A 22,911-nucleotide genomic window follows, 5' to 3' on the forward strand; every position below is an offset into this window, starting at 1 on the left:
TTTTATGAATTATAAATTGATTGCGACTGATATGGATGGGACATTGCTTGATGAGGAGCATGGGATAACAAGCGAAAATATTGAGGCGATTGTGAAAGTTCAAAAGGAAAAGGGTGTTAAATTTGTGCTTGCGAGCGGTAGACCTAGTTATGCTATGTTTGATTATGCAAAAGAGCTTCAAATGGATAAGTATGAAGGTTATGTTTTGGCATTTAACGGTGGAGAATTAATTGATATGAAGACAAATGAAGTGATTTTTCACGAAGGGCTGGATAAACCGGATATTGAAAATGTTTATAAAGTTTCAAAGGAAATAAATGTTCCGATGATTTTGTATGTTGGAGATACGATTTATGGGACAGAGGCAACAGAAGGAGTAATGTATGAAGCAGATCAATGTAAAATGAAATTCCAAAAATTTGATTCGCTTGAAGAATTAGAAAAAAAAGGAATTGATAAAACTACAAAATGTATGATTATTGGAACGCCTGAAGAAGTATTAATGGCAGAAAAACATATGAATAAAGTTCACGGGAATGATTATTTTATCGCTATTTCAAAGCCTATATTCTTGGAAATTGCAAATAAAAATGTGGATAAAGGAAAAACATTGAAAAAATTGGGAGAAATTGAAAATATAAAACCTGAGGAAATGATTGCAGTTGGTGACAGTGCGAATGACAAGCCTTTATTGGAACTTGTGGGAATGCCTGTGGCTGTGGAAAATGCTATTCCTGAAATCAAAAGCATCTCTAAATTTATTTCAACTTCAAATGTGGAGCATGGATTAAAAACAGTAATTGAGAAATTTTTTGAAATATAATACTATTTCCATTAGAATAAGAGATTTGTTATAAATTCTGTTCGCCAAGGAGTCTTAATTCTTGTCAGAAATAGATAAAACTTTTTCAAATTCAAATGGGATTCAGTGTAAATAAAAAGGAAAGGAAATTATTATGTTCATAGACATTATTAAAGTATTTATTTTAAGTCTTGTGGAAGGGCTTACAGAGTTTATACCTGTCAGCAGCACAGGACATATGATCATTGTAGATCAATTTTTGCAATTGTCGAAAAATGAGGAATTTGCAAATGCGTTTAAGATAATTATACAGCTAGGGGCAATTTTGTCGGTAGTTGTGTATTACTGGAAAAGAATTTTTCCGTTTGCAAAAGGGCTTAGTCAAAGTCAGCGGATGGATATTGTTCAAATGTGGATAAAAATAGTGATTGCAGTACTTCCAGCAGTTGTTTTGGGACTTTTGTTCGATGATGTTATTGATAAAGTGTTGTTTAATTCAGTAGTTGTGGCAATAACGCTGATTATTTACGGAGTTATACTTATTTGGCTGGAATCTGGCGAAAAAAAGGAAGGTAAAATTACTTCAATTACTCAAATGCCTATAAAAACTGCAATTGGAGTGGGGCTATTTCAATGCCTTGCGATGATTCCAGGTACTTCAAGATCCGCTGCTACTATTATTGGAGGAGTTTTGCTTGGATTAAATAGGATTTTAGCGACAGAATTTTCATTTTTCCTTGCAATTCCGACAATGCTTGGAGCAACACTTTTAAAACTGGTAAAACTGGGAACAGCATTAAGCGGGTATGAATGGTTTTTAATTGCATTAGGTTTTGTACTTTCATTTATATTTGCCTATGCCGTTATTAAAGTCTTTATGAGCTATATTAAAAAGCATGATTTCAAGGTATTTGGATATTATCGAATCATTCTTGGAATAATTGTACTGGCACTTTATTTTGTAGGAGTTATAAAATAGATGATAAGAGCAAATATTGAGATTAATCAGAATAAACTTGAGGAATTTGTGCGTGTACTTCTGCCTGAAAATTATGGCATTATCTTTGAAAATAGTGAAAATAATGTGGAAATTAATGTAAATTTTGAAAAGGGTAAAAATGTGGAAAACTTTTCAAAAGATTGTGGAAAACTAGAAAATAATAAAAATAAAAATGCTGAATTAATTACTGTAAATACAGCATTGATTGACAAAAATAGTGGCAAAATCTTAAAAAAAGTGACATTTTCACATAAGAAGATAAATGATGAATATTTTGATCAGGCAGAAGTTATGGCAAAGGCCTCATTAATGGAATTGTTTGATAAAAAAAATAAATATAAATGGGGAATTTTAATAGGTGTACGTCCTACAAAGATTGTGGGACGATTTTTAAAAATGGGATTGAGTTATGATGAAATTGATGAAATATTGGAAAAAATATATTTTGTAAGTGATGAAAAGCGGAAACTTCTGCTAGACATTGTAAAACGTCAAGCACCATATTTAGACAAGGAGACAATAGGAATTTATATTGGGATTGCCTTTTGTCCTACAAAATGTTCATACTGCTCATTTCCAGCCTACCTGCTACGTGGAAAATATGCCGAAAGATATGATGAATATATAGGTTCAATTTATCATGAAATCCGTGAAATTGGGCAATTAACACAGGAACTGGATTTAAAAATTAACACAATTTACATTGGCGGAGGAACGCCTTCGATTTTAACAGCAAAAGAAATTGACAAACTTTTAAAAACAGTAAAGGAAAATTATAATTTAGATTATTTAAAGGAATTTACATTTGAAGCTGGAAGAATTGACACGATGGATGAGGAAAAATTATCAGTTATTAAAAATTATGGAGTAAATAAAATCAGCATAAATCCCCAGTCTTTTAATGAAAAGACGCTAAAAATCGTAAATCGCTACCATAATAGGGAACAGTTTGACAACGTTTACAAAATTGCTAAAAATCTTGGATTAGAAATAAATATGGACTTGATTTTGGGACTGCCGCGTGAAAATACAGAAGATATTCTGTATACGATGGACGAAATTTCAAAGTATAACATGGAAAATCTGACAATTCATAATTTGGCAATAAAAAATGCAAGCCGTCTTAATAAGGAGAATTATGCTCATAAAGATGTGCTGGATTATGGGAAAATTTATGAAAAAATTGGAAATATTACTAAAAATAAAGGGCTTTTTCCATATTATATGTATCGCCAGAAAAACAGTTTTCAATGGGGAGAAAATCTTGGATATTCATTAAATGGATGTGAGTCGATCTATAATATTGAAATGATTGAGGAAAATAAGACAATTATTGGAATTGGGGCTGGGGCGATTACAAAACTTATCTGGTTTGACGAAGAAAAAAATCGATATAATATAAAAAGGCTTGTAAATCCCAAAGATCCGCTGGTATGGATGAATGAGCTGAAAGATCGGCTGGAACAGAAAAAGTTTGAAATTAAAAGAGTATTTAAAAAAGATTTTCTGTAATAATATTCAAAATTTTAACGATAAATTTATGTTTTAGGAACTGTAAATTAGTTATAATGATTGATAAAACAAAAAATATATGAAAAAAACTATATTAATTATATAAAATATATGATAAAATAAAGTGTATAATAAAAGATATGTAAAATAAGGAGGTATTTTGATGAATTATCAAAATTTAGTGAATGGAGAATGGAAAGACTCTAAAAATACAATAACTATTTATTCGCCTGTAAATGGGGAAGAACTTGGAACAGTTCCAGCTATGTCAAGAGAAGATGTTGATTATGCTATGGAATCTGCTAGAAAGGCTTTACCTGCTTGGAGAGCTTTATCGGCTGTAGAAAGAGCTGCGTACCTGAATAAAGCTGCAGATATTCTTGAAAGAGATAAAGATAAAATTGGGGAAAATTTGGCAAAGGAAGTGGCAAAAGGAATTAAAGCCGCTATTTCAGAAGTTGTGAGAACTGCTGATTTAATTAGATACGCCGCTGAAGAAGGGCTTAGAATCACTGGAGAATTTGTAAATGGTGGCGGATTTGAAGCAGGAAGCAAGAGAAAATATGGAGCCGTAAAAAGAGAGCCAGTTGGGGTTGTACTTGCAATTGCACCGTTTAACTATCCAGTAAACTTGTCAGCATCTAAAATTGCACCAGCTTTAATTGGAGGAAATGTAGTAATTTTCAAACCGCCTACACAAGGGTCAATTAGTGGATTATTACTGACAAAAGTATTTGCAGAAGCTGGAATTCCAGCGGGAGTATTTAACTCTGTAACTGGAAAAGGTTCTGAAATTGGAGATTATTTGATTGAGCATAAAGAAGTAAACTTTATAAACTTTACAGGAAGTACGCCAATTGGGAAAAAAATTGGAAAACTTGCTGGAATGCGTCCAATTATGCTTGAATTAGGTGGAAAAGATGCTGGAATCGTGCTAGAAGATGCTGATTTGGAAAATGCCGCTAAAAATATCGTAGCAGGAGCATTTAGCTATTCTGGACAAAGATGTACTGCCATTAAAAGAGTACTTGTAATGGATTCAGTTGCAGACAAATTAGCAAACTTGATAAAAGAAAAAGTTGAAAAATTAACTGTTGGAGATCCTTTTGACAATGCTGACATTACAACAGTAATCGACACTCCATCAGCAGACTTTATTGAAGGATTAATAAAAGATGCACAGGAAAAAGGTGCAAAAGCATTGACTACAGTAAAAAGAGAAAAAAATCTAATTTGGCCAGTAGTTTTTGACAACGTAACAACTGATATGAGAATTGCCTGGGAAGAACCATTTGGACCAGTATTGCCAATTATTAGAGTAAAATCTGTAGATGAAGCAGTAGAAATTGCAAATAAATCAGAATACGGACTTCAATCAGCAGTATTTACAAAAAATTTCCCATTAGCATTTGAAATCGCTGAAAAATTAGAAGTAGGAACAGTACATATAAATAACAAGACTCAAAGAGGACCTGACAGCTTCCCATTTTTAGGAATCAAAGGTTCAGGAGCAGGAGTTCAAGGGATAAAATACAGTATAGAAAGCATGACAAGAGTTAAATCTATCGTATTTGATATATAAAATTGAAGAGATGTTTTCTTTCGTGAAAGCATCTTTTTTTTAAATTTTAAATAATACTATTCCCATTTAAATATCAAATTAGTTATGATTTTTTCAAGAGTCAAAATATTACCAAATAACTAAAATATAATCTTTGTTTTTAAATAGGATTTAGTATAAAAGTTCATTAGAGGAGGGTTTTTCATGAAAAAGACAACAATGCTTCTAACATTAGTTTTAACAGTGTTATCATCTACAAGCTGCTCTTATTTTAAAATTCCTAAAGGTGATGGAAGAGAAAAAGCAGGGAATTTATGTACTTATACGGCAAAGGGAAAATTTATAGGCTGTGAACCTATAAGATAGAAAAAAATTTGTAAAAAAATATATAGGAGGAAATGTTATGAAAAAAGCATTATTATTTTTGTTTGCTGCATCTGTAATATTTGCGGCAGGACCGAAAGTTCCTTATACTCACGAAGGATTTTATTCAACAGATAAAGTTCAGAAGGCTGTTCATTTTGTATCTGTTGACGACATTAAGAAAAGTTTGGAAGGGAAAGGACCAATTAATGTAAGCTTTGATATTGACGATACATTGCTGCATTCAAGCGGTTACTTTAATTATGGGCAATATCATTTCCAAATTCCAGGAGATAAAAGAGGAGCGGTAAGTTATCTGTATAATCAGAAATTTTGGGATTATGTGGCTGAGAATGGAGATGAACACTCAATTCCAAAACAATCTGCAAAAGATTTAATTAAAATGCATTTGGAAAGAGGAGATAACGTATTTTTCATCACAGGAAGAACAAAACATTCAAAAGATAAAAACTATACTTCAACAAAATTGTCAAAAACATTGCAAAGATATTTTGACTTACCAAAGGAAGTTTACGTAGAATATACAGCCGATACTCCAACAGGTGGCTACAAATACGATAAATCATTCTACATTAAAAAACATAATGTTTCAATCCATTATGGTGATAGTGACGATGATATTTTAGCTGCAAGAGAAGTAGGAATACGTGGAATAAGAGTTCAAAGAGCTTACAATTCTACAAATCCGCAAAAGATGAATGGTGGTTATGGAGAAGAAGTTTTGATAAATTCAGCATGGTAAAACTAAAAAAGTAAAAATTCATATTTTCTCATTTTTCTTTAATAAATATGTGATATTATTTAATTAGAAAAGAAAGAAAGAAATCAGAAAAGAGGTATTTAAAATGAAAAAGATGTCTATTTTAATTGGAATTTTTACAGTATTTTTACTAAATTGTTTTGTTTTAAGTGCATATTCAAAAAAACAAAATGTCTATAATTTAAATGGAACGTCATGGGAATTGGCACAAGTTAGCCGAAAAGGGAAAAATGTTGTAATTCCGAAAGAAGCTAAGATTACAATTAATTTTTTAGAAAATGAAATTAATGGATTTTCAGGGATAAATAATTATTCTGGAGATTATACGGTAAAAAATAATTTCACTTTATCAGCTGATGTAGCTACAACTTTAATGGCAGGGCCAGAAAATTTGATGAATATCGAACAAAATTTTCTTGATATTTTACAATCTTTTCCAAAAATAAGTTATAATACTAGTACTTTGACTCTGAGTAATAAGAAGGAAGTTTGGACTTTTAAAGTTTTGACATTAAATAAAAAGTTGAAAAATACAAGTTGGAAACTTTTGAATATGGATGGAAAAGATATTAGCAAATTGATTTCAAAAAATGACAATAATATTACACTTTCTTTTAATGAAAATGGAATAAATGGTAATTCAGGAATAAATAACTATTTTGGAAAATATGAAATAGTTAATAACAATATTAAGGTTAGTCCTCTTGGTTCAACAGAAATGGCAGGACCAGAAAATTTAATGAAAATTGAAAGAGAATTTTTAAAACTTTTAGAAAATTCTAAAAAAATTAAATTATCTAATCAAAAAACTTTAGTCTTAACAACAGATAAAGGTAAAACTTTGATATTTGAAAAAATTTACCAATAGAAATATAGATGGAGCAATCATATTTTTAAATAGATTTATTAAATATAAATTTTGAATTATAATCAGATAATTATTCTTCAACAAGGGGGTCTTGCCCCCTTTTTATAAATTATGAATTAATTAATGTAATTTTTAAATTCATTTAGTATACTTTTTTAAAATAAAATGATACAATAATACAATAAAAACATTATAAAAATTAATTTTGAAAGGAATAAAAAAAATATATGAAAAAAAATAAATTTTTGACTGCAATATGTATGTTATCAACTTTTGTAGGGACAAATCTTCATGCAAAAACATCAAAAGGGAAAAAAACAGTAAAAGCTAAAACATCTCATAAACCTTTAAATGTAAAAAAAACACATAGTAGTGGTAATAGTGGGATTTATGGAGTTTCTGCAAAAAATAAAAGTGATCTTGTTGAAACAAAAATGTCAGAATTAAGGCAAAGACATAGAAAGGCAATGACTTCAGGAACGGCTCAAGAACGAAAAAGAGCGACTGTAGAAAAAAAACTTTTAACTTCTTACAGCAAATGGCGTGGAACAAGATATGCATTAGGAGGAGATTCTAGAAGGGGTATAGATTGTTCAGCATTAACACGTAGAGTTTATCGTGAAGTTTTCAATAAGGAGCTTCCGAGGGTTTCAACACAGCAAGTAAAACAAGGGACAAGAGTTTCAGCTAAAAATTTACGATCGGGAGATATTGTTTATTTTAAACCAGAAAATAGAACGAGTCATACAGCAGTTTATGTCGGTAACACATTATTTATCAATGCTTCCTCTTCAAAAGGGGTTGTAATGTCATCTTTAAAGAGTCCATACTGGAGAAAATATTTCAGATATGGAGTAAGAGTTCACAATGTTTAATATTTTTGAGCTTTATTGGAAATAAAAAAGGGAGAGCAGGAATTTTTATGAAAATATCAAAAAAATTAATAATAATGTTATTTGGGATATTATTAATAGGGTATGTTTTAAATGGAGCTGTTAAAAGAAAAAATCCTGTTATAAATGATAAACGCAGGGAACTTGTATTTAAAAAATTTAATTGCAATAAAAAAATATATACAGTAAATTATATTACAGATGAAACAGTTCAGCTTTTGGATATGAAAACATATAAAAAATGGCAGCTGGATAGGGTTGTATCTTCAAATGGAGAAAAATATAGCGATGAAAATGTCAAAATTCATATAAAGGGAAATCGTATGATGCTTACACAAAATGGAAGAAATACTTCTTGTCTTTTAGTCAAGTAATGCAGTTTTTTATTCAAAAAATAGCAATAAATCAATTCAGCAGTTTAAATTTATAAATTTAAAATTAATTTTATTATTAACAAGGGGATTCTAATCCCCTTGCCAAAAAATTCAAGACAAATCAATCATTTCAATTTATGTTACTTCAAAAATCAACTAAAATTTAAATAATTAAAAAATGGATAAGCATATTTAAGGCAAGGAATACAAGGATTGATGAATAAATCATAAGAATATGACATTTAAACTAAAATTGTTATAATTGTATTTTTTTTAAAAAATTATATGGTATAATATTAATAAAATAAACAGGGAGGAAGATTTGTATGAAAAAAATGCTATTAATAGCAATACTGCTAATAGGAGCAATAAGTTATGGAGCGGCAGGACTTGATTTAAAATTTAATACAGATGGAAAATTACATGAGGAAAAACTGTTAAATAGAAGCATAGTTTCGGAAGATACAGAGTTAGAAATAAGAAAAACAGGAAATGGAGAGTATGAAATCGTACGTTCTTCTGAGGAGCCTGACAGTGAAGCATCTGTTGAAAAAGCAACAGTGAAAAAAAATTCTATTTGTGATGAAACTATCTGCATTGGATATGATGTGGAATTGAAAAAGGCAGTATTCATAGATCCTGAAGATATGAGAGTTATTTATCCTGAATGGTAAAATTCGTGCATTTAACAAGAAGAGAGAAATAGGCAAAAAAAGAACAAAAAATAATTGTATAGCAATAGATGTTGTTGTTTGTGACTCTCATTTTTCTTTAATAAATTTACGATATAATAATTAATGAAAAATTGAATAATAAAAAAATGGAGAAAAACTTATGAAAAAACTATTTTTTACATTAACAGTACTATTAATGGGAGTTGTCGCATGTTCAAAATCTGGAAAAGATGAAAAAAAGGAAACGAAAGAAACGGAAATAAAGCAAGAAGTTAATAAAACAACGGCAGTTTCTTCAAGCAGCATAAAATCAGAAAGCAGTTATGAAACTCAAATATTGGAAAGAATGGAAGCAGTAAAAAAGGAAATTCAGCCAGCTTTGGATTCTGGAGTGACAGCAGACATGAATAATGCAATTCAAAAATTAGGAGATTCATGGGAAGCAGAAATGAAAAAGGTTTATGAATTGTTATTATCAAAATTATCAGAAAATGAAAAGGCAAAATTGCAAAAAGAGCAGGAAGAATGGATAAAAAAAGTTAAGGAAGATGTTGAAAAAAGCACTGAAGAGTCAGAAGGTGGAACAATATCAGGAACTCTAGGAGGAAATGCCTGGGCAAGTGGAATAGAGAAAAGAACTTTAGAATTGGCAAAAAGATATGATTTATTAAATAATAGATATGTTCGATAACCTAAGTTTTTTTATCTATACAAGGGGTTAAGACCCCTTGCTTCAAGATATTTATTTTATTAAATTCTAAGTTTGTATAATTATCGAACAGGTCTAATAAATAATATTTACAGATTAAAAAAATAATGAAGGAGAAACATTAGTTATGAAAAATAAAGTTTTTAAAATATTTGTAATTATGATTTTATCAGTAAATATAAGTTATGCAGGAAGTAATCCGAAAATAGATAAAGCAACATTTCAGGAAATAGATGCTGTATATGCAAAAGATAAAAATGGAGTTTATGTCTGGGAAAATAGAGGGTGGAAAAAATTAGAAGGAATAGATCCGATTACTTTTCAAATTATAAATATTAGCGGGAGTGCGCGTCGATATCTAAAAGATAAAAATGGAATTTACAATATTGATGGAGATAGTGATAATTTGGTACTGGAAAAATTACCGTATGATCCTCAGACGTATGAAGTGATAAATCAATTGTATTCAAAAGATAAAAACAATATTTATTATTCAAATAGAAAAATAATAGGAGCAGATTTACCTACATTCCAAATAGGAAGTGATGGTTTTTCAAAAGATAAAAATAATATTTATTTTGGGGGTAAGAAAATATTGGGTGTTGATAGAGACACCATTAAGATAATAGAACTTCCTTATATAAAGGATAAAAATAATGTTTACTATGGAAATAAAAAAATAGAAGGAGCAGATAAAAACACATTTGAATTAACATATGATTTTGGATCTGTAGTAAATGGATATTATTCAAAAGATAAAAACAATGTCTATTATGAAAATAAGAAATTAAAAGGTATAGATGTAAAAACATTTAAGAAAATAAGCAGATTAGTTGACAATTTTCTTATAGAAGATAAAAATGGATTTTACATTGTTGAGAAAGACGGAAGTATAGCTCCGATAGATGGTAAGGAAGTGGATATTGAAAATCTTTCACAGTTAGCAATCAAAACTAACTTGTATCACGATAAGGACAGTATGTATTTTGTAAAAAATCATAAACTTGTAAAAATAAAAGCTGCTCCTAAGGTTGATCCATATAATTTGTCGACATATAATGACAAATATATAAATAAGTATGATGTAGTTTATTACTTAGACACAGATGAAGGTGCATTTAAAAAACTTGAAAAAGCAGAAAGCCATCAGTTTAGTGCATATGGCAATACTGAATATGCAAAAGGAAGAAAAAACGTTTATTTTAAAGGTAAAATTTTAGCTGATGCTGATTATGAAAGTTTTGGTATGAAATATAATCATGAAAAGGATGTATATGAAATAAGAGATAAAAATAAAGTTTATGAAACAGTAAAAGCAGACTAGAAAAATAATAAGTAAAATAAAAACTCTCATTTTTCTTTAATAAAATTATGATATATTATTAGTGAAAAAATAAACAAAGAAGAAAAAATAGAAAGCGGAGGGAACGAAAATGAAAAAAATTATTATGGCATTATTGCTATTGATGGGAGTCATTGGGTTTTCAGAAGAAGAATTTAGTTACAAAGGTTATGATTTGCCTTTCACAAGCGATGGAAAACTGCATGAGGAAATATTGCTGAAAAGAGAGATATCAGCAGATGATACTTCAATAGAAATCAAAAAATTGAAAAATGGGAAGTATCAGTTCTGGGATTACGCTTCTGATACTGGAGATGAAAATGAGCCGCCACGAATTACAAATGCAGTTAAGGAAAAAAATGTGCTTTGTGATGAATATATCTGTATTGGATACGATACAAAATTAAAAGATCCAGTAATTTTGAATAGAAAAACGAAAAGAATAATTAGTATTGTACGAGAAAATCATGATAAAATTGATGATCCTGAACATTTGAAAGAGTTCCCTGAAGATAATCCTGAAATGTATAAATTATACCGTGATTATTATAAACTGTATAAATAAGTTGTGATTAAGAAATGATAAATTTAAACAATTATTAAAAAAGTATTGTTTTTAATTATGGCGTTAGCTGTGATACCAGCATTTGCGATAAAGGTTACGACAGATGGAAAATATAATCAGGATATAATTAATATCTGAATTTTATTGAAAATTAAGTTGACTAAAAAAGGGGTTTGTGGTTTAATACAAAATATAAAAAATAATAAAAATAAGGAGTTGATAAAAAATGAGAAAATTATTATTAATAGCAGGATTATTAGTTATAGGAGCTGTTACATTTGCAGGAAATTATGAAAATGAATTGACAGAAAGAATGAAAGTTTCAGAAGAAAAAGCACAAGCTGGATGGGATAGCGGAGTAAGAGCCGATATGGTTAATGCTTCACTGAATTTGGATACTGAATGGGAAAAAGAATTAAACGATGTGTATAATTTGATTTTGAAAAAATTGCCAGCAAAAGAAAAAATAAAATTTAAAGCTGAACAGAATAAATGGATAAAAGATAGAAAAGTTAAAGTTCAGAAAGCGTATGATAAATATACAAAGGAAGAAGGACCTAGAATGGCTGGAGAGCTAGCTGCTAGTGAAAGACTGAGTATAACAAAGGAAAGGGCTTTGGAACTAGCAAAAAGATACGATAAAATGAATGTGAAAAAATAAAAAATATATTTTAATTAAGGAGATTATTATGAAAAAAATATTATTATTAGGAATGCTGCTTGCAGGAGCGATTGTGTTTGCAGGGAAATATGAAGATGGAATGACAGAAAGAATGAAAGTTGCAGAAGAAAAATTTCAGCCAGCCTTGAATTCTGGAGTTACAGCAGATATGAATGATGCAACTCAAAAATTAGGTAAATTATGGGAAACAGAAATGAGAAAAATTTATGATTTACTTTTATCAGAATTGCCAGAAAAGGAAAAAGTAGAATTGCAAGAAGAACAGGAAAAATGGGCAAAAAAAATTAAAGATGAGATTGCAAAAGATGCTGAAGAATCAAAAGGAGGAACAATAGGAACGTTTAATGTTTTGGGAACTGCATTAGGCAATACAGAAAAAAGAGCTTTGGAATTGGCAAAAAGATACGATAAATTAAACAAATAAGAAATCCTAATAAATTTAGGGCTTGAGTAAAATAGTTATAGTTTTTGAGTTCTGTTTTGAATAAGTTTTACTATAAAAGGAAATAGTGTAAAATTTCAGCTATTTCCTTATTTTTTTTGTCAGCTCTTTTAATTCTGCTTCATGTAGTCTTATTTTTTATTATTTTTCTAAATAAAAAAACGCCATCTGTCAAATATTTATAAAAAATAAATTTTTAAAAATACAGATTTCTTGGCGCAATTTTAAATGAATTTATTAGTCTCTAATAGTTGCTAACAATTCTCCTAATACTTCAACTGCTTGTTCAGCATCAGGTCCTTCAGCATGAATTGTAACTTCTGAACCATTTTTAATTCCAATTGATAATAATTTCAATAAAGATTTTCCGTTTACTTTTTTCCCTTCATTTTCAACTTCTACTTTACTTTCAAATTCTTTTGCTTTAGCAACAAATACTCCACCTGGTCTTGTATGTAATCCTGTAGGATTTGTCATAGTAACTGTTTTACTTGCCATTATTAGTCCTCCTTAAATATCATTACTTTAATTTTACAACAGTTTTTGGCATTTGTCAATAAGTATGAAAAACATTTTTTTGATTAAAAGGAAAGATACATAATAATCTAATTTTATAGAACATTTTTTAAAGAGATTTTTCTGGAACATTAATTAATAACGAATGAAAATTAGTATAAGTAACATTTCCAGGCTTACTATTCTTTATTTTTTTGACAAATTTTCTTTCACAGTAATCGACTGTAACTTTATCGCCTTTTTTTGCTTTAGAATATTCACAAGCGAGATTTGCAGCATAAATTAAAACATCTTCAGGAAGTTCTTGATTATTTCGTAAAATAAGAACATGGCTTCCAGGAATATCCTTTATATGCATCCATATATCGTTTGGCTGCCCTTTAGAAAAGGATATTTCCTCATTTTCCTTGTTATTTCTTCCAACAAAGATTTGAAAACCTTTGTAGTCAAATGATAATAATTCACGTTTTTTTGTTTTATTCAATTTAATTTTATTTTTTATTTTATTTCTATTATCTGATAAATTCAGCTCATTTTCAATTTCTTCGATTCCGATAAAATCGTTTTCCTTTTCAATGAACATCTTTATTTCCTCAAAATATTTTATTTCATTCTGAATATCACCAAATCTTAGATTTAAGGCTGAAATAGTACGTTTCCCTTTATTATATTTATTATAATAAAAATTTAAATTATCATTTGGAGATAAAAGCGGATCAAGATTTATAGTAATTTCCTGATTATTATAAAAATCAAAAACTGTAACTTTTTTCATTCCATATTTTATCTGGTGCATATTTGCCGCCAAAATATCTCCGATATTTTTATAATTTTCAAAATTCTCATTTTTTTTCAAGTCAACTTTTATATTTTTTTCTATTTTTTTGAATTTTTTTATTTGCGAATTAACATATTTTAACAAACTTTTCTTTTTTTCACTAATGACATTGGAAGTAATTGTTGTTTTAAAATAAGCATTTAAGCCTTCATTTAAAGTCTCAAAATATTTTCTGTTATTTTTATTTTCTGGATTATTTTCTAAATTAGCATTTTCCTTTTGACTAAATTCTGAAAACTCATTATAAGTCAGTACTTTCTGAATTTTTCCACGATTTAATATTTCATACATTACAGGTCTGTAACTAGACAAATATCTTTTAAAAATATTATAATCTTGTGAGCATTGTAATGCAAAAGCACGCCCAGCACCTTCAATCTTTTCCAAAAAAGTTTCTGTTTCAAATGGAAAATTTTCCTTTTCCAAATAAATCGGCGAAATCTTTTTTTCCTCAAAGGGCAATGTGTACTTTGCTCCAGTCATAATAACACGGTTTCCAACATCAATCGAAGTAAAATAAAGTGCAGACAGAATTTTATCTTTACAAGTCAAGAAAATATTACTTGCCTTTCCCATAATTTCAATAATTAACATATATTTTTCCACATCTCCAAATTGATTTAACTTTTCAAAGTCAAAATATACAATTCTGTCAAAACCTTCCTGCCTAATATTAACTAAAATCGAATTTTGCAAATGTTTTTTTAATGAAAGCAAAAATTTTGACTGAAAATCAGTATTTGGATCTTTTTCATCTTTTAAATAAAAAATTGTTGAATTATCCTTTACTTGAAAAAGAAGGTTATTTTTTCCAAAAAAGAGTGAAAATGACACTCTGTCATATTGAAAAATTTTCGTCAATTTATATCGTAATATTTTTTCCTTTATTTCCTTTACAAGAAATGAAATTCCAATTCCATCTAAATAGAGCATATTTTCCTCCTCTTTGACAAGGGGTCAAAACCTCCTTGTTATTACAGATGCTATTATTTCTTAATTTTGTGTAATTTAATTTTCCAATCGGCTATCATTATTTTTAAAGAGCATTTTTTCTAACCATAATGTTTTCTGCATCTTCAACATTTAATACTTTTTCATCTCCATCAACAACCATAGTTATTAAATATTTGTCAATATTTACAATTTTTATTAGGGATTTTATCATAACACCTTTTTCATTTAAATATTTCCTAATGGCAGTGCTTCCTTTAATTGATGACACTTGAACTAAATCGCCTTTTTCAAAGCTCAAGATTGATTCAGGCTGGATATCTTTTTTAACTTTATCTAGATTTTCCATAATTGTTTCAAAAACTTCAACAAATGTATCTAATTTTTCCTTTGGAATATCATCTGTTATTCTTTCTAGAATAGTTGAATGGAAATTACCGTGATAATTTAAGGCAACCTTTCCTTTTTGAGTCAATTTCACAAAAACTTTACGTCTATCAGTGTTCGACCGGGAACGTTCTAGAAATTGCTTTTCAGTTAATTTATTTACAGCAACAGAAGCTGTTCCCATTGTAATGCCTATTTTATCTGAAAGTTCATTCATTGTAATTTCATTTTCTCCAATTGCTTCAATAATATGCAGTTCTGATGTTGTTAGGCATTTAATTACCTGATTTAAGTTAATTTCTTCAATTTTGTAATATGTTTTATAAAATTTATCTAATAGAGTTTCAATTTTCTCGTACATTTTGATTTTCTCCTTTCTTAATTTTTTCTTTTTTTGTTTATTTTAAAGTTTCGATTTTTTTCTTGTAATTTCCGCTGAAAATATACGAACCTGCAACTAAGATATTTGCTCCAGCTTCCTTCACAAGTTTTGCAGTTTTGTCATTTATTCCACCATCTACTTCAATATCAATATCTTTGTCAATTTCTCGCAAATCTTTTATTTTTTGAATCATTTCAGGAATAAATTTTTGCCCGCCAAAACCAGGATTTACAGTCATAATTAGTACCATATCAAGATTTTTTAATTCGTATCTTAAAACATCTAACGGAGTAGAAGGATTTAGTGCAACTCCTGCTTTTTTTCCAAAAGATTTTATCAGCTGAATTGTTCTGTTCAAGTGTTTTATAGCTTCAACATGAACTGTGATAATATCAGAAAATTGTGCAAAATCCTTTATCAAATAATCAGGCTCATTTACCATTAAATGAACATCAAATACAAGATTGCTATGCTTTCTCAAAGATGAAATAACAGGAGCACCGAAACTAATATTTGGCACAAAATTGCCATCCATAACATCTAAATGTAGATATTCTGCTCCAAATTTTTCAACTTCTGCGATTTCTTCTCTTAATTTACTAAAATCTGCAGCAAGCAGAGAAGGTGATATTATAATCTTTTTATCCATAAAAATCAACTCTTTTCTTCAGTAATATTTATTCATAAATGAAAATTATTTAAGTATATTTTAAAAATTTTATATTTTCCAGCGAATACAGGTAAAAATCATATCGTTCCCTTGAAATATTTCCATTTTCCACATTTTCCTTTATTGCACAATTTGGCTCATTTACGTGAATACAGTCACGAAATTTACAGTTAGGAATAAATTCCAGAAATTCTGGGAATAATTTTTCTAATTCCTTTTTATTTTTCAGTTTTGGAAAATCCAACGTTGAAAATCCAGGCGTATCTATTAGATAAGAATGTGGGGCTGTCATAAAAAATCGGCTTTCTATCGTTGTGTGCCGTCCTTTTCTAGTTTTTCCACTGATATCATTTGTAGTTAATACTTCTTCTCCAATTAAAGTGTTAATAAGCGTAGATTTTCCAGCTCCAGATGGTCCTGAAATTACGACAGATTTTTTATTTATGTATTGTTTTAATTCTGAAAGTCCAGTTCTTGTTTCGGTAGAAATTGGAAAAATAGAAATTACATCTTTAAAAATTTTTTTGAATTTATTTAAAAACTTTTCCAGCTCTTCTTGTGAAACCAAATCAATTTTAGATAAGATTAGCACAACTGGAATATTTTGAGAATTTGCGTTTAAAAGCATTTTCTGAAAATTTGTAAAATCAAAATCTGGACTTTTTATTGAAAATAAAATGCCAATAAAATCAATATTTGCAATAAGTGGACGATATAAAAAATTTTGCCTTTTTTCAATTTTTTCAATAATTTTTTCTTTTTTGTCAAATTCTACAAAATCACCAATTATACAGTTCATTTTATCATTTTTCACTTTTAACATTCCGCGTAATTTACATTCATAAATATTTTCTTCACTTAAATTTTTGGAATTTTCATCTAAAACATAGTAAAATCCCTTTATCTTTCTAATAACTTTTCCTTTTATAAAAATATTTGAGAGAAATTTTAAAATAAATTTGCTTAGTAATCTAAAATTTATATCATAAAAGAATAAATATACAATAACAAGGGGTCAAGCCCCCTTGCTAAATTCAAAATGACATAGCTATAGCTGTCAAGCAAGTTTAACAAAAACTTAAAATAACTCCCGTCTCCTTTCTGTATTTTTCTATATTTAATTTTATAATTAAATAAATCCAATTTTTATAATTTTTAATCATCATCGTCTCCACCGCCAGTATTTGGTTCGCTGGAAGTTCCTCCACTATTTGAATTATTAGGCGGAGAAGCAGGAGTATTTCCATTATTTTGTTGTTTATCATTTTGTTGAGGAGTTTTTGGAGTATTGTTATCTATCTGATTTATTGTATCATCGATAGTTTTTTCAATTTCTCTCTCATTTATGTTATCTCGAGAACGATTGATAATTTCTTCATTTGATCTTGCTCGTTTTTTCACACTTGCTCCACTATTTACTACAACAGATACTTTTTGTCCACGCTGTATTTTTGTTCCAGCTGCAGGATTTGTAGATATAATTGTATTTACTGGCAATGTTGGGTCATTTGTCTGAGATACAGAGCCAATTTCAAGTCCAATTTGTTTTAATGTTTCTCTTGCATCATTTAAATCAAGTCCTGTTATATTTGGCATAACTGATGGATCTATCATTTGTTGTGATGAAACAAGTATTGATATTTTTTGGTTAATTTCCAATTTTGTCCCTGGTTTTGGATAAACTCCCAAAATAGTGTTGTATTTTTGATTAGATGGATAATAATCAATTGTCTCAATTTGAATATTTAACCCTTTAAGTCGTGATCTTGCCTCAAGCAGTTCCAATCCAATAATATTAGGAACTTTTACGTCTTCACCGTTATTTACCCAGATTCTTACGACTCTGTTTACTTTTACTTCTTTTCCAGATCTTGGATCCTGATTATATACCGTATCTAATGGTACTTTTTCCGTTTTGGAATTAATAACTTTGACTTTTAATCCAGCTTCCTTCAAATATTTTATCGCTTCTTTCTTGTCAAGCCCCGTAACATCAGGAATAACAGTAAGTCTAGTGTTAAAAAAATGACGTTCAAAAACATCTTTTCCAAATATTGCTAGTGTAACTAGACAAATCACTACAATAACAGTTTTAAAAGTTTTAGCATAACTAAATTTATATTGTGTGGCCATTTTTCACCTCGTTATTTTTATTTATAATTCTTTATTTTATATAATACCATAAATATTGAAAAAATGATATATATTATTTTTTATAAAAAATCTTAAAATAAAAATAAAATTTCTCATTTACTTTTAATTTTATCGTGTTATACTTAATTTAGAAAATAAAAATTTGGAAAGTAAATAATCAAGTGAAATTATGGAGGGAAAAATGAAAAAAGTAGCAATTGCGCTATTTTCTCTGTTAAGTGTATTTTCATTTGGAGCGAATGAAAATCTTGTGAGAAAAATTAGTGTTACGGGAAATGCAGAAAGGGAAATTATGCCAGATTTAGCAAAAATTAATTTCAAAGTTGAAGTGAAGGGAAAAAACTTAAATCAGGCAACAGATGAGGTAAATAAAAAAGTTGAGAAATTTAAGAATGAATTGAGAGCTAGAAGAATATCTTTGGAAAATTTGGAAACAACTGCATTTTATAATAGAAAAGGGACAGAATATGACAATGATGATATTTTAGACGTAAAGACGGTTCCAAATAAAAATGTAAAAAAATCTGATAAAAAGCCAACATCTTATGATGTGAAAATGTCAATATTAGTAAAAAATACTGATTTTAACAAAATTTCAGCATTAATTGACTTGGAAGATGGAGATAATTTACAAAGTATTCAGAAAAATTTTGATGAAAATACATTTGCATTTAATATAAATGAAAATGGAACAACAGTTGACCAGGCTTTAAATAAAGTGTTTAACAAACTTAATACTTCCAGAAGAAAGCTTATTTCAGCTGGAATCCCTGAAAATGATATTATTTTGAGTGATTATGAAATAAAGGAAAATTATACAGAAAATAAAGGTACAAAAAAAGATGTTTACTATGTTACAGATGAATTTGTGCTTACAACAAAAAATATAAAGGAACTTAATACAATAATTTCAATTGCCGATGACAACGGAATAAACATAAACGGTTCAATTAATTTTGACTTGTCAGATAAAGACAGAATTGAGTCAGAAATGTATAAAGATGCTTATAATCAAACAAAACAGAAAGCAGAAAGCATCTTACGTTCGAGCAAGATGAAACTGGGAGAACCAATTATTGTGAGTGAAGATGTGGAATTTCAGCAAAAGATGATTGACAGAATTGATCAGGATTGGAGTGTGACTTACAATGCAGCACCAGCGGAATTCGAATATACAAATACTATGACTAAGGAAATGACAGCACCTGCACCTATGGCAATGAGAGCTGGTAAATCTAGGGTTGATTATACTCCAAAACCATTAAAATTGACACAGAATATATCGGTTATGTATGAAATGAAATAAAAAAATTATATTTGATTTAAATAGATTAATTTGATGAAAATATATTTAGAAAATAAAGAAATTAATTTTAAAGAAAGGACTTTAGAAATGAAAAGAATATTAGCATTATTTATGATAATTTTTTCAGTTTTATCGTTTTCAGATAGTGAAATTACTGGGAAGAGAATACAGGTTAGGGGAGTTTCTAAGAAGGAAATTATGCCAAATTCGGCAAAAATTGCTCTTATAATTCAAACTGAGAACGAAAGTCTGGATAAGGCAAGTGCGGAAAATTCAAAAATTTTGGAAAGATATAAAAGATTGCTTGCTCAGACTGGTACAAAATATAATAAAATTAATTCAACAGGATATTCCACTTATGAAACGTATAATTGGGACACAGTAATTGAAAATAAAGGTAAGAAGGAATATAGGACAAAACTTTCAGTGGAAGTTGACAGATTTTCTCTTGATACATTGAAAAACTTTATGAATGTGCTTGCAACTGAAAAAATTTATTCCTTGAATAGAAGTAAAAATGGTACATACATTTTTACTATTGAATCTCAAAATGCAACAAATAAGCAGGCATATCAAAATGCAATGTCAAAATTTAACGAAATTCAGCAAAAATTGAGTAAGGAAGGAATCCCTGCCAGTGCAGTAAAAATTGCAGGATATGACAATAAAGAAATAAGTCTTGAAAAAAGAACAAATAACAAAAAAAATATTCAAGTCGTTTCACATCAGATAGAAGTTGAAACAAGAGATTTGAAAAATCTTGGAAACATCATAAATGTAGCAAGTGCATTGGGAATCGGTACAACTGGGCAAATTGAATACGACATTGACAACAAGCAGCAATTAGAAAATGAACTTTACGAAAATGCCTACAAGGAAGCCTTGAAAAAAGCGCAAGTTATCTTAGGAAAAACAGATTTAAACTTAAAAAATCCAGTTACAATAACAGATAAATCGTATGGAATTATTCAACCTTATTATGATTATAGTTATAATTATTACAATGAAGCAAATTATGCAACTAATGTAGTACAACTGAAAAAAAGCGATAGGGAACTTTTAGATGAATCATCAAGAAGAAACATTGTAATTTCTCCAAAAAAACTAAATATTTCAAAAACTGTTTATATTGAATTTGAAATGAACTAAAAATCTAACTCTCTTAAGAACTGCTTTATTTTACAATATTGCAGTTTTTTATTTATTTGAATATTTAAATTTCACTTGTTTATTAAAAAGGTTTACAATATACTCGAAACAATATAATTTCTTGGTAAAAAAACTATAATAAATTCATAGTTTAAATGGTTGTATTGTAAATATAAAATTAATAAATAACAGTTCTTAGATTAAAAAATATTATAATTAAAATAAAGTTATGATTTTTTTAAAGTAATATTGACTTTGTGCAAAAATAAGTTATAATAAATAATGTTGTAAAAAAAGTATTATATTATAATTTATATTTATTCGAGGAGGAATTTTTTATGAGCAAGTATCATAATGATGCCGTTAAGTTATTGGAACTTATCGGTGGAAAAGAAAATGTTGTAGCAGTTACACACTGTGCAACTAGAATGAGATTTTCTCTTGCAGATGAAGGGAAGGCAAGTCCAAAAGAAATTGGGCAGCTTGATTCTGTTAAGGGAACGTTTACAAATGCAGGACAATTTCAAGTAATTGTTGGAAACGATGTTGGTGATTTTTATAAAGAATTTATAAATGTTTCTGGTATTCAAGCAGCTTCAAAAGAAGATGTAAAAAAAGCTGCTATGCAAAAACAGCCATTATTGCAAAGAATGGTTGCACATTTGGCAGAAATTTTTGTGCCATTAATTCCAGCATTGGTAGCTGGAGGGCTTATGCTTGGGATTGGAAACTTTTTACAAGCTAATTTACCATTTTTAGGTGGAAAATCATTTAAAGATGTTTCAGAATTAGCAAGAGTTATTTTATTCTTTACAGACTGGATTGGTGGAGCTGTATTTGGAATGCTGCCAGTATTAGTTTGCTGGTCTACTGTTAGAAAGTTCAAGGGGAACGAAGCTCTTGGTATTGTGCTAGGATTGATGTTAGTAGCAGGAACTATGTTAAATGCTTACGTTTACGGTGATATTTCTTCAAGTAAGGAATTGGCAGGTGCAGGAGTTCACTTAAAAGATATTTTAATTAATGGTTCAGCTAAATATGCTCATTTATTTGGTGGAAAAGATCCATTTAATATTGAAGCAGGTAAACATGTATTAAATTTAGGATTTACACAATTAATGCTAGTTGGATATCAAGCACAAGTGTTGCCAGCAATGTTTGCAGGAATTGCATTGTGCTACATTGAAGGTTTCTTTAACAAGAGAACACCAGAAGTATTAAAATTAGTGTGGGTTCCATTTATTACATTGATAGTTACAGGATTCTTAACAATTTTATTCATTGGACCATTTGCAAGAACATTGGGAGAATGGTTAGTTGCAATATTTGCATTCTTATTTAAGACACCGGGGTTAAAATATGTTGGAGCACTTTTATTTGGTTCAACTTATGCGCCACTAGTTATAACAGGACTACACCATACATTTATAGCAGTTGATTTACAATTGGCAGCAGCTTCAGGTGGAACATTTATCTGGCCATTGATTGCACTATCAAATATGGCACAATCAGGTGCGGTTTTTGCTACTTACTTTATTTATAAACAAGATAAAAAACAAGAATCGGTTTCGTTATCTTCAACAGTATCAGCATGTTTTGGAATTACAGAACCAGCATTATTTGGAGCAAACTTAAAATATATGTATCCATTCTATGCAGCAATAACAGCTTCAGCATTAGCAGCAGTTATTTCTACAGGATTTAATGTATTGGCAAATGGAATCGGAGTTGGAGGAATTGCATTAGCATTCTTGTCAATTAAATTTGAAGGTGCTCATCAATTAGGATTCTGGTTGGCTTCTATAGTTGCTTTTGGATTGGCATTCGTATTAACATTTGTATTCTCAAAGAATCCAAAATTAAACAAAGGAAGTTTAACAAAATAATTAGAAATTATATTTGAAAAATAAAAATTAAGCTTCACAATAATATTATTGTTGTAGAACTTGATGACAAAAATAATAAATTTTAGAGGGAGCTTATGGCTCCT

At 28.9% G+C, this 22,911-nt stretch carries 24 protein-coding genes; 18 read left to right on the forward strand and 6 right to left on the reverse strand.

The window, feature by feature from the left end:
• Positions 1-4 precede the first annotated feature (4 nt).
• The 15 genes from FVE73_RS01360 to FVE73_RS01430 all read left to right on the forward strand — a co-directional run bounded on the left by FVE73_RS01360 (position 5) and on the right by FVE73_RS01430 (position 12,550).
• On the forward strand, positions 5-823 hold the full coding sequence (locus tag FVE73_RS01360) for a Cof-type HAD-IIB family hydrolase (protein WP_018499308.1): 819 nt from the start codon (positions 5-7) through the stop codon (positions 821-823).
• Between the two features lie 133 nt (positions 824-956).
• Positions 957-1,781: an undecaprenyl-diphosphate phosphatase gene (locus FVE73_RS01365; protein ID WP_018499309.1), complete on the forward strand. Its 825-nt coding sequence runs from the start codon at positions 957-959 to the stop codon at positions 1,779-1,781.
• Positions 1,782-3,314, forward strand: coding sequence for a coproporphyrinogen III oxidase (locus FVE73_RS01370; RefSeq protein WP_018499310.1), 1,533 nt, complete (start codon positions 1,782-1,784; stop codon positions 3,312-3,314).
• A gap of 163 nt (positions 3,315-3,477) precedes the next feature.
• On the forward strand, positions 3,478-4,896 hold the full coding sequence (locus FVE73_RS01375) for an NADP-dependent glyceraldehyde-3-phosphate dehydrogenase (protein ID WP_018499311.1): 1,419 nt from the start codon (positions 3,478-3,480) through the stop codon (positions 4,894-4,896).
• A gap of 183 nt (positions 4,897-5,079) precedes the next feature.
• Positions 5,080-5,241, forward strand: coding sequence for a hypothetical protein (locus FVE73_RS01380; RefSeq protein ID WP_018499312.1), 162 nt, complete (start codon positions 5,080-5,082; stop codon positions 5,239-5,241).
• A gap of 37 nt (positions 5,242-5,278) precedes the next feature.
• The gene (gene aphA / locus FVE73_RS01385) at positions 5,279-6,001 is read left to right on the forward strand and encodes an acid phosphatase AphA (protein ID WP_018499313.1); all 723 of its coding nucleotides are present in this window, start codon (positions 5,279-5,281) and stop codon (positions 5,999-6,001) included.
• 103 nt (positions 6,002-6,104) lie between these two features.
• Positions 6,105-6,887, forward strand: a complete 783-nt coding sequence (locus FVE73_RS01390) for an META domain-containing protein (RefSeq protein ID WP_018499314.1) — start codon at positions 6,105-6,107, stop codon at positions 6,885-6,887.
• A gap of 227 nt (positions 6,888-7,114) precedes the next feature.
• A complete protein-coding gene (locus FVE73_RS01395) occupies positions 7,115-7,762 on the forward strand; it encodes an NlpC/P60 family protein (protein WP_018499315.1) in 648 nt (215 codons plus the stop codon).
• A gap of 47 nt (positions 7,763-7,809) precedes the next feature.
• Positions 7,810-8,154: an MliC family protein gene (locus FVE73_RS01400; RefSeq protein WP_051070823.1), complete on the forward strand. Its 345-nt coding sequence runs from the start codon at positions 7,810-7,812 to the stop codon at positions 8,152-8,154.
• 326 nt (positions 8,155-8,480) lie between these two features.
• The gene (locus tag FVE73_RS01405) at positions 8,481-8,828 is read left to right on the forward strand and encodes a hypothetical protein (RefSeq protein WP_018499317.1); all 348 of its coding nucleotides are present in this window, start codon (positions 8,481-8,483) and stop codon (positions 8,826-8,828) included.
• A gap of 160 nt (positions 8,829-8,988) precedes the next feature.
• On the forward strand, positions 8,989-9,519 hold the full coding sequence (locus tag FVE73_RS01410) for a lysozyme inhibitor LprI family protein (protein ID WP_018499318.1): 531 nt from the start codon (positions 8,989-8,991) through the stop codon (positions 9,517-9,519).
• Positions 9,520-9,664: 145 nt separating this feature from the next.
• Positions 9,665-10,861, forward strand: coding sequence for a DKNYY domain-containing protein (locus FVE73_RS01415; RefSeq protein ID WP_018499319.1), 1,197 nt, complete (start codon positions 9,665-9,667; stop codon positions 10,859-10,861).
• Between the two features lie 109 nt (positions 10,862-10,970).
• Positions 10,971-11,444 carry a hypothetical protein gene (locus FVE73_RS01420; protein WP_018499320.1) on the forward strand — a complete coding sequence of 158 codons (474 nt, stop codon included), beginning with the start codon at positions 10,971-10,973 and terminating at the stop codon, positions 11,442-11,444.
• A gap of 226 nt (positions 11,445-11,670) precedes the next feature.
• Positions 11,671-12,105, forward strand: a complete 435-nt coding sequence (locus FVE73_RS01425; RefSeq protein ID WP_018499321.1) for a lysozyme inhibitor LprI family protein — start codon at positions 11,671-11,673, stop codon at positions 12,103-12,105.
• Positions 12,106-12,133: 28 nt separating this feature from the next.
• Complete coding sequence (locus tag FVE73_RS01430) at positions 12,134-12,550, forward strand: lysozyme inhibitor LprI family protein (RefSeq protein WP_018499322.1); 417 nt, start codon at positions 12,134-12,136, stop codon at positions 12,548-12,550.
• 255 nt (positions 12,551-12,805) lie between these two features.
• On the opposite strand, the gene FVE73_RS01435 is transcribed toward FVE73_RS01430, so the two are convergent.
• From FVE73_RS01435 to FVE73_RS01460, 6 genes are all read right to left on the reverse strand, one after another.
• The gene (locus FVE73_RS01435; protein ID WP_018499323.1) at positions 12,806-13,066 is read right to left on the reverse strand and encodes an HPr family phosphocarrier protein; all 261 of its coding nucleotides are present in this window, start codon (positions 13,064-13,066) and stop codon (positions 12,806-12,808) included.
• Positions 13,067-13,193: 127 nt separating this feature from the next.
• On the reverse strand, positions 13,194-14,855 hold the full coding sequence (locus tag FVE73_RS01440) for an Rqc2 family fibronectin-binding protein (RefSeq protein WP_018499324.1): 1,662 nt from the start codon (positions 14,853-14,855) through the stop codon (positions 13,194-13,196).
• A gap of 103 nt (positions 14,856-14,958) precedes the next feature.
• Entirely contained in the window at positions 14,959-15,621 is a 663-nt protein-coding gene (locus FVE73_RS01445) for a MarR family transcriptional regulator (protein WP_018499325.1), read from the reverse strand.
• A 37-nt stretch (positions 15,622-15,658) separates the two neighbouring features.
• Positions 15,659-16,291, reverse strand: coding sequence for a ribulose-phosphate 3-epimerase (gene rpe, locus FVE73_RS01450; protein WP_018499326.1), 633 nt, complete (start codon positions 16,289-16,291; stop codon positions 15,659-15,661).
• Between the two features lie 49 nt (positions 16,292-16,340).
• Positions 16,341-17,318, reverse strand: coding sequence for a ribosome small subunit-dependent GTPase A (gene rsgA, locus FVE73_RS01455; RefSeq protein ID WP_231724305.1), 978 nt, complete (start codon positions 17,316-17,318; stop codon positions 16,341-16,343).
• A gap of 149 nt (positions 17,319-17,467) precedes the next feature.
• Positions 17,468-18,445: a PASTA domain-containing protein gene (locus FVE73_RS01460; protein ID WP_018499329.1), complete on the reverse strand. Its 978-nt coding sequence runs from the start codon at positions 18,443-18,445 to the stop codon at positions 17,468-17,470.
• Between the two features lie 202 nt (positions 18,446-18,647).
• Here FVE73_RS01460 and FVE73_RS01465 point away from each other — a divergent pair, with 202 nt between their 5' ends.
• The 3 genes from FVE73_RS01465 (at position 18,648) to FVE73_RS01475 (ending at position 22,807) form a co-directional block, all read left to right on the forward strand.
• Positions 18,648-19,772, forward strand: coding sequence for an SIMPL domain-containing protein (locus FVE73_RS01465; RefSeq protein ID WP_018499330.1), 1,125 nt, complete (start codon positions 18,648-18,650; stop codon positions 19,770-19,772).
• 87 nt (positions 19,773-19,859) lie between these two features.
• Positions 19,860-20,921 carry an SIMPL domain-containing protein gene (locus FVE73_RS01470; protein WP_026239105.1) on the forward strand — a complete coding sequence of 354 codons (1,062 nt, stop codon included), beginning with the start codon at positions 19,860-19,862 and terminating at the stop codon, positions 20,919-20,921.
• A gap of 338 nt (positions 20,922-21,259) precedes the next feature.
• Positions 21,260-22,807 carry a PTS transporter subunit EIIC gene (locus tag FVE73_RS01475; protein WP_018499332.1) on the forward strand — a complete coding sequence of 516 codons (1,548 nt, stop codon included), beginning with the start codon at positions 21,260-21,262 and terminating at the stop codon, positions 22,805-22,807.
• The last annotated feature ends 104 nt before the right edge of the window (positions 22,808-22,911 follow it).

This window comes from Leptotrichia wadei, from assembly GCF_007990545.2.
In the GTDB taxonomy this organism is placed as follows: domain Bacteria; phylum Fusobacteriota; class Fusobacteriia; order Fusobacteriales; family Leptotrichiaceae; genus Leptotrichia; species Leptotrichia wadei.

Bases quoted from the DNA above. Each gene is read 5' to 3' on its own strand.
- FVE73_RS01360 (WP_018499308.1), top strand. From the start codon at position 5: ATGAATTATAAATTGATTGCGACTGATATGGATGGGACATTGCTTGAT.
- FVE73_RS01365 (WP_018499309.1), top strand. From the start codon at position 957: ATGTTCATAGACATTATTAAAGTATTTATTTTAAGTCTTGTGGAAGGG.
- FVE73_RS01370 (WP_018499310.1), top strand. From the start codon at position 1,782: ATGATAAGAGCAAATATTGAGATTAATCAGAATAAACTTGAGGAATTT.
- FVE73_RS01375 (WP_018499311.1), top strand. From the start codon at position 3,478: ATGAATTATCAAAATTTAGTGAATGGAGAATGGAAAGACTCTAAAAAT.
- FVE73_RS01380 (WP_018499312.1), top strand. From the start codon at position 5,080: ATGAAAAAGACAACAATGCTTCTAACATTAGTTTTAACAGTGTTATCA.
- aphA (WP_018499313.1), top strand. From the start codon at position 5,279: ATGAAAAAAGCATTATTATTTTTGTTTGCTGCATCTGTAATATTTGCG.
- FVE73_RS01390 (WP_018499314.1), top strand. From the start codon at position 6,105: ATGAAAAAGATGTCTATTTTAATTGGAATTTTTACAGTATTTTTACTA.
- FVE73_RS01395 (WP_018499315.1), top strand. From the start codon at position 7,115: ATGAAAAAAAATAAATTTTTGACTGCAATATGTATGTTATCAACTTTT.
- FVE73_RS01400 (WP_051070823.1), top strand. From the start codon at position 7,810: ATGAAAATATCAAAAAAATTAATAATAATGTTATTTGGGATATTATTA.
- FVE73_RS01405 (WP_018499317.1), top strand. From the start codon at position 8,481: ATGAAAAAAATGCTATTAATAGCAATACTGCTAATAGGAGCAATAAGT.
- FVE73_RS01410 (WP_018499318.1), top strand. From the start codon at position 8,989: ATGAAAAAACTATTTTTTACATTAACAGTACTATTAATGGGAGTTGTC.
- FVE73_RS01415 (WP_018499319.1), top strand. From the start codon at position 9,665: ATGAAAAATAAAGTTTTTAAAATATTTGTAATTATGATTTTATCAGTA.
- FVE73_RS01420 (WP_018499320.1), top strand. From the start codon at position 10,971: ATGAAAAAAATTATTATGGCATTATTGCTATTGATGGGAGTCATTGGG.
- FVE73_RS01425 (WP_018499321.1), top strand. From the start codon at position 11,671: ATGAGAAAATTATTATTAATAGCAGGATTATTAGTTATAGGAGCTGTT.
- FVE73_RS01430 (WP_018499322.1), top strand. From the start codon at position 12,134: ATGAAAAAAATATTATTATTAGGAATGCTGCTTGCAGGAGCGATTGTG.
- FVE73_RS01435 (WP_018499323.1), bottom strand. From the start codon at position 13,066: ATGGCAAGTAAAACAGTTACTATGACAAATCCTACAGGATTACATACA.
- FVE73_RS01440 (WP_018499324.1), bottom strand. From the start codon at position 14,855: ATGCTCTATTTAGATGGAATTGGAATTTCATTTCTTGTAAAGGAAATA.
- FVE73_RS01445 (WP_018499325.1), bottom strand. From the start codon at position 15,621: ATGTACGAGAAAATTGAAACTCTATTAGATAAATTTTATAAAACATAT.
- rpe (WP_018499326.1), bottom strand. From the start codon at position 16,291: ATGGATAAAAAGATTATAATATCACCTTCTCTGCTTGCTGCAGATTTT.
- FVE73_RS01460 (WP_018499329.1), bottom strand. From the start codon at position 18,445: ATGGCCACACAATATAAATTTAGTTATGCTAAAACTTTTAAAACTGTT.
- FVE73_RS01465 (WP_018499330.1), top strand. From the start codon at position 18,648: ATGAAAAAAGTAGCAATTGCGCTATTTTCTCTGTTAAGTGTATTTTCA.
- FVE73_RS01470 (WP_026239105.1), top strand. From the start codon at position 19,860: ATGAAAAGAATATTAGCATTATTTATGATAATTTTTTCAGTTTTATCG.
- FVE73_RS01475 (WP_018499332.1), top strand. From the start codon at position 21,260: ATGAGCAAGTATCATAATGATGCCGTTAAGTTATTGGAACTTATCGGT.